The organism is Ruegeria sp. AL12 (assembly GCF_056540885.1).
This window is the reverse complement of record NZ_JBQFXN010000001.1, coordinates 971,124-983,814: the sequence shown is the minus strand read 5'-3', so window position 1 is coordinate 983,814 and position 12,691 is coordinate 971,124. Positions and strand designations below refer to the sequence as shown.

The window sequence follows — 12,691 nt, the reverse complement described above, 5'->3', positions numbered from 1 at the left end:
TCTGCCTGCGATCTCGTGCCGAAAAAAACCGCGCTGTCATCCCCATTTCAGTCAAGGGTGACCTGCCTGTCCCAAACCCCTTGAGGGGCCTTGCCTCGGCCCCGTGCGGTACTCCGGACCCCACGCGAGACACGCAATGCCTGCCGCCGCCCTTTCGCCCGGAAGGTGCGGCGGTTTTTTTACAACTGGCCGGTTTTGAAAATCTCAAGCAATGCGGACAGGACCGAATTGACCGCGACCGAGGCTAGGATCATCCCCATGATACGGCTGATGATCGCTGCTCCTGAATGGCCAATCAGGCGGATGATCGGTTCGGCCAGAAGCATGAGAACGAAGGCAACTACCAAAACCGACAGCATGACCAATGCGGTAATCCCCTGATCGGCTGCACTGTATCTATGGTTGTCCGTCAGGATCACCACTGCAAGCATCGCGCCGGGCGAGGCCAGAGATGGAACAGCAAGAGGAAATATCGCGGGATTCTGCTTGTGATACTTATCTTCCTGATCCTCTTCGGCCTGACGCTGTTCTATGTCTTGTTTGCTTTCGCCAAAGATCATGGTCAGAGCGAACAGAAACAGGATGATGCCGCCTGCGACCTGAAATGAATTCAGTCCAATATCCAGCGCTTCGATCAGCAATTGCCCAAACACGAGAAAGAACAAAAGGACGCCGGCGCTTATTATCGATGCCAACAAAGCTGTTTTGCGACGCGCGGCGGCCTCTAGCCCCGCAGTGACGGCAATGAAAACGGGAATAGTTCCAATCGGGTCAATCACGACCCAAAGAGTTACAAAATGCTCGAGTAGATTTTCCAAAACCCATCCCTCCTTAAATTTAAGCGGAAGGTAAACGGGTTTACATCAAATAGCTATGATCAGGCGCAATCTGCCTGTTCGGCCTGCGCCATGGCTTCGGCGGCGGCATCCAGCACCAGCAGAATTGACGCGTGGCGGTTCTTGTAGTCCCGCGCCGGCATCAGGACCTCAAGACCGTCAAACGGCGCATCCGGGGCGGGGCCGTCCTTTTTCAACATGGCCGCAAGCTGATCGCGCGCTGCTTCGACCTGCGCGCGCGTGGCACCAATGATCGCGTCGCCAACCACCGAAGCCGAGGCCTGTCCCAGCGCGCAGGCTTTGACATCCTGCCCGAAGGCGCTGACACGTCCATCCTGAACCTTCAGATCAACCGTCACGGTAGAGCCGCAAAGAGGCGAGCGTTTCTTGACCGTTGCATCCGGGTTTTCCAACCGATCCAGATGCGGGATGTCCGCCGCCAACGCCAGAATGCGTCCGGAATACAGCTTGATCAGGTCGTTCTCGCCGCTCATGGCTTTCCCTCGTCGTGTGTTCCTCATACATAGTGACCAACCCAACGGATGCAAAAGGTTTTTGTCATGTCTCACCCCGTCGCGTTTGATCCATCAACTCTGAAATATAACGAGGCGGGACTGATTCCGGCAATTGCGCAGGATGAGGTGTCGGGCGAAGTGCTGATGATGGCATGGATGAACGCACAGGCCATTGAAAAGACGCTGGAAACGGGTAGGGTGACCTATTGGTCGCGCTCGCGCCAGTCTTTCTGGATCAAGGGCGAAACCTCGGGCCATGTGCAGGAACTGGTGGATTTCCGCATCGACTGTGACCGCGATTGCCTGTTGGTTCTGGTGCGTCAAACCGGTGCTGCCTGTCACACCAACCGCCGGACGTGCTTTTATACTGCGGTGCGGGACGGGGCCGAGACCGAACTGATGGCCCCGATGGCGTAACTGAGCCAGATCAAAGCCCCACCATATGCCGGATGTCTGCCGGGCTGGCACCATCGGCCCGGTATTTCGCGATGGCACGCGCATCGTCGCGTTTCGCCAGCCGTTTGCCGGCGTCATCGCGGATCAGATCGTGATGATAATACGCAGGCGTCGGCAAATCCAACAACACCTGAAGCAGCACATGGATGCGGGTGGCTTCGAACAGATCCTGACCTCGGACTACATGGGTGATCCCCTGGGCAGCGTCGTCAAGAACGACGGACAAATGGTAGGACGTGCCCATGTCGCGGCGGGCCAGTACGATATCGCCGACATTGGTTTCCAACTCATCCGGGGTGAAAGAAATTGTTCCTGTTTCGCCACCGGGGCCGGAGCCCAGTTCCAAGAATTGGAATTTGGCCGGATCGTGGATTGTTCGACAGGCCTTGGTAACATCCAGTCGCAACACCTGGTCCCTTGGGTGAGGGTTTTGACTTAAGTCTATGCCCTGGTTGATTTTTCGACACGTTCCGGGATAGATAATTCCGTCTGGCCCAAGCAAGGGCGCGCCTTCCTGGGGCGCGCTTGCGGCGGCGGCAATATCTTTGCGATTGCACAGGCAAGGATACAGAAGACCTTTCATCCACAACCGCTCCAACGCGCGATCATAGATACTCAGCCGATCTGATTGACGCAGCACCGGTTCCGGCCATGTCAGCCCCAACCAATTGAGGTCATCATAGATCTGATCCTCCCAATGCGGACGCGAGCGGGACCGATCGATATCTTCGATGCGAAGCAAGAACCGGCCGTGTTCGGATCTGGCCATGTCGCTGGCGATCATCGCAGAATACGCGTGCCCAAGGTGAAGCGGGCCAGTCGGGGATGGCGCGAAACGCGTTACGAAAGTCACGCTTTTTCTATAACATACACGTCAGAGTTAAGGTTGATGCCGGGCAAGTGCGGCCCGTGTTCACGAAATAACAAACGCGCGGCACCCATGTCGACCCAATCCGTCAGTCGGCAGGTGAATTTGTGATCTTTCAGCGCATGATCGTTCAGGGAAAACGCCAGCAACCCACCTTTGGGCAAGGTGTGCATCAACTGGTCGAATGTCTCGGGCGGGGCCGCGCCCTGACCGATGACACCGATGGCGGTGATCACCGAATACGCGCCGCGCCTGAGCGGGGCCGGTTTGGTGATGTCAAACCCGGTCAAACTTCGGTAAACACCCTTGGCCTCTGCCTCTTCCAGCATTTTGGGGGTGGGATCGATACCATCGATGACCTCAAATCCCGCCGCCCGCAAGGCGAGACCGGAAAGCCCCGTTCCGCAGCCGAAGTCCAGAATCGGCGTTTGGGGGTGAGGGTGGAATTGCCACAAAGCCGCGGCCACCCGTCCCGGGGTTGCATATCCCTGTTCCGCGACCTCTTTTTCATAGGTCGCGGCCCAGTTCTGGTAATGCGTTTCAGTGTCTTCAGGCGTGTCGAGATCGTAGGTGCTGTTCAGGAACTTGTCGCTCATCCCGTCATGCTAGGCCGAGATCACGCCGCGCGTCCAGTCAGCATTGATCCAACCAGGTTTGCCATTCTGTCTTGGCACGATCGGTATAGGCCTTGTACCGGTCCTTCCGGCCGCGCCGCCCGCCTTTCAGGCCGTCCACGGGGCGGAACAGGCCAAAGTTTACGTTCATCGGCTGAAACGTCTTGGCTTCGGCCCCGCCGGTAATGTGATGGATCAACGCACCCATTGCACTGTCTTTGGGTACTTCAGGCAAATCACGACCCTGTATTTCCGCGGCGGCCATGCGACCGGCAAGCAATCCCATCGCGGCGCTTTCAACATAGCCTTCGACGCCCGTAATCTGGCCGGCAAAGCGGATGTTGGGCTTGGATTTCAAGCGCATCTGTGCATCGAGCAGGGTAGGAGAGTTGATGAACGTGTTGCGGTGGATGCCGCCCAGCCGGGCAAAGCTGGCGTTTTCCAGGCCGGGGATCATGCGGAACACGTCGGTCTGGGCGCCGTGTTTCATCTTGGTCTGAAACCCCACGATGTTGAACAATGTGCCCAACGCGTTATCGCGCCGCAACTGAACCACGGCATGGGGTTTGACGTCAGGCGCATGAGGGTTTGTCAGCCCAACAGGCTTCATCGGACCATGGCGCAGTGTCTCGCGCCCGCGTTCGGCCATGACTTCAATGGGAAGGCAGCCATCAAAATAGCCTGCGGTCTCACCTTCGTGAAACTCGGTTTTTTCCGCTGCCAGAAGGGCGTCGATGAAAGCCTCGTATTGATCACGGTCCATCGGGCAGTTCAGGTAAGCCGTGCGTTCTTCCTCGGTCTCGCCTTTGTCATACCGGGATTGCATCCACGCTTTGCTCATGTCGATGCTGTCGGCATAGACAATGGGCGCGATTGCATCGAAGAACGCCAGCGCGTCCGATCCCGTTTCCGCCCGGATGGCTTCCCCCAATGCGGGTGAGGTCAACGGGCCGGTCGCAAATATCCAATGGCCGTCATCAGGCAGCGAGGTGACTTCCTGATCGGTGACGCTCACGCGTGGGTGGGCGCGCAGTTTTGCGGTGACCGTTTCGGCAAACGGGTCGCGATCCACGGCCAGAGCCCCCCCTGCAGGAAGCCTGTGCGCGTCGGCGGTTGTCATGATCAACCCATTGGCTACTCGCATTTCCCAGTGCAGCAGACCGACGGCATTCTGTTCATCATCATCCGATCGGAACGAGTTTGAACACACCATTTCCGCCAGGTTTCCTGTCTGATGTGCGAAGGTGCCAACGGTGGGGCGCATTTCATGAATGATCACGTCAACGCCCATTTCAGCGGCTTGCCAGGCCGCTTCGGACCCGGCCATTCCACCGCCGACGATATGCAAAACTTGTGTCATGTGCAGCCACATAGGGCACCGCACACACAAGCGCAACTGCCGTATTGTATGTGACTGATTTGCTGGAGGGGTCTTGGGGTCGCCGCTGCGGGAATGTCAGCGCTGGTGAGAGAGACCAGCTGGAGGGACCTTCCGCCCACGGCGACCCAAAAGTGTCTTGAGGCCTTGGCCCCGACCCAGCTTTGCCACAGAGTTGCCCTTTTGAAAAGTGCAAAAATGAAGACAGTGGCAAAAAATGTTCAAAACAATTGCGTCATTGGGTCCAATTCGGGGGGCGCTTTTCAATAAAGGCGGAAATGCCTTCTTCTGTATCGCGGTACAACATATTCTGCGCCATTGCGTCTCCGGTATAGGCATAAGCTTGGTCCAAAGGCATTTGCAGCTGTTGATAGAACGCTTCTTTGCCGATCTTCACGGCGACGCCAAGCTTGGATGCGACCAGTTCCGCAAGCCCGTTGGCTTCTTGTTCCAGCAGCGCTTCTGGAACGACGCGATTTACCAGCCCCAATTCGGCGGCGCGCTCTGCTGAAATGAATTCGCCGGTGGTCAGCATTTCCAATGCCTGCTTTCTGGGGATGTTGCGGCTGAGAGCCACCATCGGCGTGGAACAGAACAGGCCGATATTGACCCCGTTGACGCCAAACCGTGTTCCTTCTGCGGCCACCGCCATATCGCAGGTTGCAACCAGCTGACATCCGGCGGCGGTCGCAATGCCATGGACTTGCGCGATAACGGGTTGCGGCAGGGACTGGATCGACATCATCATCCGGGCGCAACGGGAAAAGAGATCTTGAAAGTAAGCTTTGCCACCATCTTCGGATTGGCGTCCGGCCGTCATCTGCTTCAGGTCATGCCCGGCGCAAAACGCCTTTCCCGCCCCTGACAGGACTACGGCCCGAATCGAGCCGTCGTCGCGCAGCGCATCAAGTTCGGCTTGCAGCGCAGCCAGCATCTCATCACTCAATGCGTTCAGCCGGTCCGGGGCGTTCAGTGTCAGCCGTGCCACCGCGCCCGTGTCGTAACGTTCCAGAATTGCCATCTTGCCCTCCGTTCCCAAGTTGGGCCAACTCTAGGTCGGCAAGAGCAGGAGGGGAAGTATGGCTTTGGCAATGAATCGGGACGAACTGTCACAATACCTCAAAGAGGTGTTCCCGCAGGTGCACAAGGATTTCGTCGTTGAAGATTTGACCGAAGACACGATCACCATGCGCCTTGTGGTTCAGGATCAACATCTGCGCCCCGGGGGCACGGTTTCCGGCCCGTCGATGTTCGGGCTTGCCGATGTCAGTGTCTATGCGATGGTTCTGGCACGAAAAGGGCGTCAGTCACTGGCCGTTACCACCAACAGTTCCTTTGATTTCCTGCGCAAGCCGGAAGGCGGCGCCGATATGATTGCGGCCTGTCGTTTGTTGAAGCTGGGAAAAACACTGGCCGTTGGGGATGTGCTTTTATATTCGGAAGGCAGTGATCTTCCGGTTGCACGGGCAACGATGACCTATTCCCTGCCGCCAGCAGGGTCAGCTGCCGCGAATTTCGGATAAAAAAGGCCGGGGACAGGCCCCGGCCCAGGAAGAGGTCCCAATAACTGGGACTGGGGATCAGTCAGGGCTGCCAGAAAAAGCGCTTTGTTTCCCGGCCAGCCTGATGGCGGGTCAGCCCGACGTCCTGAAGCAGACGGTCATCCAGATAGCTCAGATTGACGCGACTGCGGCGACGGCGTTCCCATTGAGTGACCGCCGCCGCAAACCGCACGGCCAGAGCCGCGAGCAGAGGCAGCCGTGGGCTGTCGTTCAGCAGCAGAAGGGCGGTGGTGTGCATTGTGCGTGTCATCTCGGAATTCCTTTCAAATTGTATTGACACAAAACAGTATTGCTTGGTACATAAATTTGATACATTCGAAATTGTGTCAAAGGCAAAGGAAGAATTGTAATGGATACAATTTGGCCGGAGGCTCTGCCAAAATCCAAGGGTCCGAAATACACATTGGTTGCTGACGCAATAAGAAAAGCCATTGGTGACAAGAAATTAGATGTTGGCGCCAAGCTTCCGCCGGTTCGTGAACTGGCGTATCGCCTGCAAATCACACCTGGTACAGTCGCACGTGCCTATACGATCCTGACGGACGAAGGCTTGCTCCATGCCGAGGTTGGGCGCGGTACATTTGTGGCCCCGCCGAAATCACCGATTCTGGATGATGTCTGGGCCAGGCAACTGCATCTGAGGGAAGATAAGCACAACGCCAATGTCAGCCTGTTCAGCCCGCGTTTGCCGGATGCGGGGCAGGTCGCGCTCATCCGGGAATGCCTGCAAAAGGTTTCGCAAGCTGATCCCGGGTTGTTTCTGAATTACCCCACGCGGGACGCGTATCAACCCATGAGGCAATCGGTCGTGGATTGGCTGTCGGATTTGCCGCTGGGCCCGCTGACCCATGATGACATCGTCTTGACCCATGGCGGGCAGAACGGATTGTGTCTGGTGTTCCAGACCATCCTGCGCGGACCCAAACCAATCGTGTTGGTTGAAGACCTCTCTTACGCCGGGTTTCGTCGGGCCGGAGAGTTGATGCGCGCCGAAGTCATTGGCGTCAAGATGGACAAATGGGGCATCGATCCGGCGTCGATGGAGCATGTTTTGCGGCAAACCAATGCTCAGGCCGTTTGCGTCTCGCCAGAAGTTCAGAACCCCACCGGCATCCACACGCCGCTGGCACGCAGGAAAGAGGTCGTGGACGTCGCCCGGCGCTTCGACCTTCAGATCGTGGAGGACGATTGCTATCGCATGGGGGAGGCGCGCGAACCCAGTTATCGCGCGCTTGCACCCGAGCGGGGCTGGCACGTGTCGTCCATTTCAAAGATACTCACACCGGCTTTGCGCGTTGGCTTTGCCATTGCCCCAAAGGATCGCAGCGCCGATCTGCGCCGATCGGCCGAATATGGGTATTTTGGCCTGGCTCAACCCTTGGCCGAACTGACCCGGCTGCTGCTGTCGGATCCGCGTACCCGCCAGATTGCTCAGGATGTGCGCAAACGGATGGGCGATTATGTTCGGATCACCGTCAATGCGCTGGGTGGGTTCGATCTGAACTGGGCACCGGATGTGCCTTTTATCTGGCTGAACCTGCCATCGGGGTGGCGGTCTGCCGCGTTCAGCCGCGCGGCAGAGCGGGAAGGCATTCAACTCAGATCAGCGGATGAGTTTGCCCTGCGCGACGGGCGCGCGCCAAACGCCGTACGCATCGCAATGAATGGCCACGTTTCGTTGGAACGGTTCGAGGACGCAATGCTGAGGTTGCGCGCTTTGCTGGACAATCCGCCTGAACAGATCAGCGTCTAGCATTCAACTCAGCGGCGGCGGGTCGCCAAAGAATCCGGCCAGATGGGCAATTTTTCCGTCCTCGTCCAATCGAATGAAATCATGCCCGGCCACCATGATTGCGCCGTCGGGGGCCACCATATGCCACGTGAAGTGGATGACATCATGGTGCGACACAGGACTGCTGGTGATTTCGACACGCCCATTCGAAGTCAAAAGGACTTCGCCGATATGTGCACTCAACTGTTCACGGCCTGAAACATCGGCTGTCGGATCCACGTACCGACCGTTTTCCGCAAAGCACCGGGTCAGAAGCGCAAGCCGTTTATCGGCGGACTTTTCCTGCCAGGCCGCGCCATAGTTTTCAATCTTGCGCGTCAAATCCTGCATGTGATCCTCCGTGGTTGGGCATGATCAATTCCAACCGAGTGTATCAGAGTGTCGAAATTGAAGCGATTTTCGTGCTGAAATTGTGGGGTAAAATAATACCTATTTAACAAGCCATTGTTTTAAAACATTTTAAATGGCGTTTGGTCGCTTGACGTGGCGGTCATGCGTGTCTAGATACGCATCCATCGAATTCGGGCCGCCTCGCTTGGGGCGGTCTTTCACATCAAACAGGACTATCCTGCCATGAAAACCTTTTCTGCAACACCTGCAGACATCGACAAGAAATGGATCCTGATCGACGCCGAGGGCGTTGTTCTGGGCCGTCTCGCCTCGATCGTCGCCATGCGCCTGCGTGGCAAGCACAAAGCGTCGTTCACCCCGAACATGGACATGGGCGACAACGTCATCGTGATCAACGCTGACAAGATCCAGATGACCGGCAAGAAGCGCGAAGAAAACTTCTACTGGCACACTGGCCACCCGGGCGGCATCAAGTCGCGCACCAAACAGCAGATCCTGGAAGGTGCACACCCCGAGCGCGTCGTGACCCAGGCGGTCAAGCGCATGCTGCCGGGCAACCGCCTGGCGCGCAAGCAGATGACCAACCTGCGCGTTTATGCCGGTGCCGAGCATCCCCACGAGGCGCAAGCGCCCGAAGTTCTGGACGTCAAGTCCATGAACAAGAAAAACACCCGGAGCTAATGACCGATGGCTGATCAGATCAATACTCTCGAAGAGCTGAGCGCCGTCGCAGGCGTTGAAACCGTGGCCGAAGAAGTCATCGTGCGTGAACCCGTACGTGACGAACTGGGCCGTTCCTATGCCACCGGCAAGCGTAAAGACGCTGTTGCCCGCGTTTGGATCAAGCCGGGTTCCGGCAAGGTCACCGTGAACGGGAAGGATCAGGATGTCTATTTTGCACGCCCCGTTCTGCAACTGATCCTGCGCCAGCCGTTTCAGGTTGCTGGTGTCGAAGGCGAGTTCGACGTTGTCGCCACTGTCAAAGGCGGTGGCCTGACCGGTCAGGCCGGTGCGGTCAAGCACGGCATCTCGAAGGCGCTGCAACTGTACGATCCGAACCTGCGTGGTGCTCTGAAAGCTGCTGGCTTCCTGACCCGCGACAGCCGCGTTGTGGAACGTAAGAAATTCGGTAAGCGCAAAGCCCGCCGTTCGTTCCAGTTCTCCAAGCGTTAATTCGCCGGGGACACCCAACAAAGAAAGGGCTCGCAATTGCGAGCCCTTTTGCATTGTTTTGCGGGAAATCTTATTCTTCGTAAACCAGTTTCCACGCGCCGTTTTCAACGACATTGACGAAAACCGTATCCGCGCCCTGATGGTCGTCAGGGCCATAGGTAATGTGGTTGCCGACCAGATCGTCCTGATAATCCAGTGTTTCCATCGCTTCGATAAAGCTGTCATGCGTCAGGTCAGGGCCCGCGGCCTCAAGCGCCTTGACCATCATTTCGGCAGCGGAATAGCCCAACATGGCAAATCCAACCGGATCTTCGCCGGTCGCGGCCTTGTACTCTTCGATAAACGCCGCCGGAGCAGGTTGGTCCGCACGCGCCCAAAGATCCTGCCACGAGGCTGCTGCATAGAACCCGTCAGTCACCCCACCGGGAACCTGCGCCACGACAGTCAGGAAACTGGCCGAAGTGCCGAGGAACTTCATGTCCGTCAGGCCCATCTTCTTGGCGGTGCCCACTACGGTGATCGCCTGCCGCACCCCAAGCGCCATGGTGACGATATCGCAGCCTTCTTCCTTGAGCTTGCTGAGCGACCCGACAAAATCCGTCTCATCCGGCTTGTGGGTCGTTTCAGATCCAAAAGCGATCCCGGCTTCTTCGGCGCCGGCCTTGCTGCCTTCAAGAATTTCCTCGCCGAAATCTGTCGGCAGATACATGGTGCAGACCGTTTTTGATCCAAATTCGCCGGCCAGATATTTCACACCGACACGCGCCTGATCATAGTAGGTCGAGAAAGACGTGAACTTGTTCCGCATCGGTTCCTGCAACATCTGACGCGCAGCGGTCAGAGGTGCCACGTTGGGAATGCCCTTGGGATCCAACAGCTTGAACCCGGCCATGTTCATCGGCGTGCCAAGCGATTGCAGCATGGCGAACACCTTGTCGCGGTTCAGCAGTTTGTTGTAGCCCTGCATTGCACGCGGCATCTGGTATCCGTTGTCCTCGACCACATAGCGGATTTTGCGCCCGTGTATGCCACCGGCTTCGTTCACCCGGTCGAATACCACATTCGCACCTTTGGTCGCCGGGACACCTACCGCGGCAAAGATGCCGCTCAGGTCGTTGACGGACCCGATGACAATCTCATCATCCGTCACGCCCTGCGTCTGAGCCCAACCTATGCTTACCGAGGCGGTCAACGCCGTGGCGGCGGCCAGCCATTTGAATGACTTCTTCATCTTTCTCCTCCCGAAAACTCTTTGGCTAAGTGTACATGTCTTCAATCAGATGTCCGTGTTTCTTTTCGACTAGGCCGCGTTTCAGCTTCATCGTGGCGGTAAGCTCGTCATCCTCGGCGGTCAGCAGAACGTCGATCAGGCGAAAATCCTTGATCTGTTCAACCCGCGCGAATTCCTTGTTCACTGCGGCCACTTCGGCGCCGATCAGTTCCTTGACTTCGGCCGCGGCGCAAAGCGAGGCAAAGTTCGAGAAAGGGATTTTCTGGTCCTGCGCATATTTTTCGACATTTTCCTGATCGATCATGATCAGCGCCGTGAGGTATTTGCGCCGGTCGCCGATGATCACCGCGTCCGAGATGTAATGGCTGAACTTCAGCCGGCTTTCGATTTCGGCCGGGGTGATGTTCTTGCCACCGGCGGTGATGATGATGTCTTTCAACCTGCCGGTGATGGTAACGTACCCGTCCTTGTCGATACGCCCCATATCGCCGGTGCGCAGCCAGCCATCGGCGGTAAAGCTTTCCGCCGTCTTTGCGTTGTTGCGCCAATAGCCCTGAAAGATGTTCATGCCCTTGAGCTGAATTTCACCTTCGTCCGAGATGCGGATATCGCACCCCGGGACGACCTTGCCGATGGTTCCGATCTTGTTGCTTTCCACGGTGTTGAGTGTGGCGAGGCCGGACGTTTCGGTCATGCCGAAACCCTCGACGATCGGCACACCGATAGCCCAGTACCATTTCAACAAATCCGCCGAGATAGGCGCAGCACCCGTGCCACCCCGGCGCAGTTTGTCCAAACCGAGCATCCGGCGCAGATTCTTCAGAACCAACTGATCCCAAACCCAGAACCGGGCTGCGATGGCGGCGGGAACGGGTTTTCCCGAACTCACGTACTCGGCCCGCCGTGCGCCGGCCTTCAGGGCAAGATCGTATGCCATTCGACCCAACGGCGTTGCATCCTGCGCCAGGATTTGCACATGCGCATAGATCTTTTCCCAAACTCTCGGGACCGCCGTGAAGGTCGAAGGCGAGACCTCTTGCAGATTTGCAAAGACCGTTTCAGGGCTTTCCGCGAAATTCACGGTGCAGCGGGCGGCGAGTGGAAAATAGACGGATACGTCGCGTTCCAGAATATGGCAGAGGGGCAGGAAACACAGTTGTTCGTCACTGGCCTGCGTTGGCAATGACCAGGCACCGGCCTCAATGCCGGCCAAGATGTTTTCATGGCTCAACATCGCGCCCTTGGGCTGGCCGGTGGTGCCGGATGTATAAACCAGCAAAGCTGTATCCTGAGGTTTGGCCAATGCGATTTCGGCTTCGAACCGTCCCGGATCTTCCTGTTCGGCCTGCTGGCCCAAAGCGAAAAGATCGTCGATCATCATGCAGCGCGGATGGGTCAGGTCGTGCAAGCCTTCGTCTTCCAGAATGATCACCTTGATCAGATCCGGAACTTGATTTTCGACTTCCAGAAACTTGTCCAGATGCTCTTCGTCCTCGACGATGAGGAACTTGCTGCCACTGTCGTTGACCAGATATTGCAGTTGATTGGCCGAATCCGTGGTGTAGACGCCAGAAGAAATGCCCCCGACGCACTGAATGCCCATATCAAACCACATCCATTCCTTGCGGTCCTCGGACAGGATCGAAACAACGTCACCGCGTTCCAGGCCCAGCTTGCGCAGGGCAAGCCCGATCCACATGGCGTGCTGCCAGTAGTCGGCCCAGGAATATGACTTCCAGATGCCCAAATCCTTTTCGCGATGGGCTGTACGATCCCCCAGTTCCGCGCAACGGTGTTGAAACAGCATGCTGATGGTGGTGCACCCATCCACGCGCAACGGGCGTTGTCCGGGGGTTGCATTCAGTTCAACGCCGTTGATCTTGACCTGCGAGGCGAGGGGCGTGGCATCCATCTT

General features: G+C 57.3%; 15 protein-coding genes. 5 read left to right on the top strand and 10 right to left on the bottom strand.

Annotated features, from left to right (window positions below; genetic code table 11):
* Positions 1 to 179: 179 nt before the first annotated feature.
* Together ACR0C6_RS04970 and ACR0C6_RS04965 are read right to left on the bottom strand one after the other, a co-directional pair.
* Positions 180 to 818, bottom strand: a complete 639-nt coding sequence (locus tag ACR0C6_RS04970; protein WP_152457939.1) for a MarC family protein — start codon at positions 816 to 818, stop codon at positions 180 to 182.
* 59 nt (positions 819 to 877) lie between these two features.
* Complete coding sequence (locus ACR0C6_RS04965) at positions 878 to 1,330, bottom strand: iron-sulfur cluster assembly scaffold protein (RefSeq protein ID WP_480445091.1); 453 nt, start codon at positions 1,328 to 1,330, stop codon at positions 878 to 880.
* A gap of 48 nt (positions 1,331 to 1,378) precedes the next feature.
* Here ACR0C6_RS04965 and hisI point away from each other — a divergent pair, with 48 nt between their 5' ends.
* Complete coding sequence (gene hisI / locus ACR0C6_RS04960) at positions 1,379 to 1,768, top strand: phosphoribosyl-AMP cyclohydrolase (RefSeq protein WP_152457941.1); 390 nt, start codon at positions 1,379 to 1,381, stop codon at positions 1,766 to 1,768.
* Between the two features lie 10 nt (positions 1,769 to 1,778).
* On the opposite strand, the gene gluQRS is transcribed toward hisI, so the two are convergent.
* From gluQRS to ACR0C6_RS04940, 4 genes are all read right to left on the bottom strand, one after another.
* A complete protein-coding gene (gene gluQRS, locus ACR0C6_RS04955) occupies positions 1,779 to 2,660 on the bottom strand; it encodes a tRNA glutamyl-Q(34) synthetase GluQRS (protein ID WP_480618486.1) in 882 nt (293 codons plus the stop codon).
* Positions 2,657 to 3,271, bottom strand: coding sequence for a class I SAM-dependent DNA methyltransferase (locus ACR0C6_RS04950; protein ID WP_480618484.1), 615 nt, complete (start codon positions 3,269 to 3,271; stop codon positions 2,657 to 2,659). The genes gluQRS and ACR0C6_RS04950 overlap by 4 nt, the downstream gene beginning before the upstream one ends.
* Before the next feature lie 37 nt (positions 3,272 to 3,308).
* Positions 3,309 to 4,649: a methylenetetrahydrofolate--tRNA-(uracil(54)-C(5))-methyltransferase (FADH(2)-oxidizing) TrmFO gene (trmFO, locus tag ACR0C6_RS04945; protein ID WP_171639517.1), complete on the bottom strand. Its 1,341-nt coding sequence runs from the start codon at positions 4,647 to 4,649 to the stop codon at positions 3,309 to 3,311.
* Positions 4,650 to 4,902: 253 nt separating this feature from the next.
* Positions 4,903 to 5,688 (bottom strand): enoyl-CoA hydratase, encoded by a 786-nt coding sequence (locus tag ACR0C6_RS04940; protein ID WP_480445097.1) that lies wholly within the window; start codon positions 5,686 to 5,688, stop codon positions 4,903 to 4,905.
* Positions 5,689 to 5,746: 58 nt separating this feature from the next.
* Here ACR0C6_RS04940 and ACR0C6_RS04935 point away from each other — a divergent pair, with 58 nt between their 5' ends.
* On the top strand, positions 5,747 to 6,190 hold the full coding sequence (locus ACR0C6_RS04935) for a PaaI family thioesterase (protein WP_171228740.1): 444 nt from the start codon (positions 5,747 to 5,749) through the stop codon (positions 6,188 to 6,190).
* A gap of 61 nt (positions 6,191 to 6,251) precedes the next feature.
* On the opposite strand, the gene ACR0C6_RS04930 is transcribed toward ACR0C6_RS04935, so the two are convergent.
* On the bottom strand, positions 6,252 to 6,479 hold the full coding sequence (locus tag ACR0C6_RS04930; protein ID WP_171115969.1) for a DUF1127 domain-containing protein: 228 nt from the start codon (positions 6,477 to 6,479) through the stop codon (positions 6,252 to 6,254).
* 99 nt (positions 6,480 to 6,578) lie between these two features.
* On the opposite strand from ACR0C6_RS04930, the gene ACR0C6_RS04925 reads away from it, so the two are divergent.
* Positions 6,579 to 7,982 (top strand): aminotransferase-like domain-containing protein, encoded by a 1,404-nt coding sequence (locus tag ACR0C6_RS04925; RefSeq protein WP_480618481.1) that lies wholly within the window; start codon positions 6,579 to 6,581, stop codon positions 7,980 to 7,982.
* Positions 7,983 to 7,985: 3 nt separating this feature from the next.
* Here the strand turns inward: ACR0C6_RS04925 and ACR0C6_RS04920 are convergent, their stop codons facing one another.
* Positions 7,986 to 8,351 (bottom strand): nuclear transport factor 2 family protein, encoded by a 366-nt coding sequence (locus tag ACR0C6_RS04920; protein ID WP_480445101.1) that lies wholly within the window; start codon positions 8,349 to 8,351, stop codon positions 7,986 to 7,988.
* 243 nt (positions 8,352 to 8,594) lie between these two features.
* Here ACR0C6_RS04920 and rplM point away from each other — a divergent pair, with 243 nt between their 5' ends.
* Positions 8,595 to 9,053, top strand: a complete 459-nt coding sequence (rplM, locus tag ACR0C6_RS04915) for a 50S ribosomal protein L13 (RefSeq protein WP_170354147.1) — start codon at positions 8,595 to 8,597, stop codon at positions 9,051 to 9,053.
* 6 nt (positions 9,054 to 9,059) lie between these two features.
* Positions 9,060 to 9,545, top strand: a complete 486-nt coding sequence (gene rpsI / locus ACR0C6_RS04910; protein ID WP_152457951.1) for a 30S ribosomal protein S9 — start codon at positions 9,060 to 9,062, stop codon at positions 9,543 to 9,545.
* A gap of 70 nt (positions 9,546 to 9,615) precedes the next feature.
* Here the strand turns inward: rpsI and ACR0C6_RS04905 are convergent, their stop codons facing one another.
* Positions 9,616 to 10,776, bottom strand: coding sequence for an ABC transporter substrate-binding protein (locus ACR0C6_RS04905; RefSeq protein WP_480445103.1), 1,161 nt, complete (start codon positions 10,774 to 10,776; stop codon positions 9,616 to 9,618).
* A 25-nt stretch (positions 10,777 to 10,801) separates the two neighbouring features.
* Positions 10,802 to 12,688, bottom strand: coding sequence for an AMP-dependent synthetase/ligase (locus tag ACR0C6_RS04900; RefSeq protein WP_480445105.1), 1,887 nt, complete (start codon positions 12,686 to 12,688; stop codon positions 10,802 to 10,804).
* Between the last annotated feature and the right edge of the window lie 3 nt (positions 12,689 to 12,691).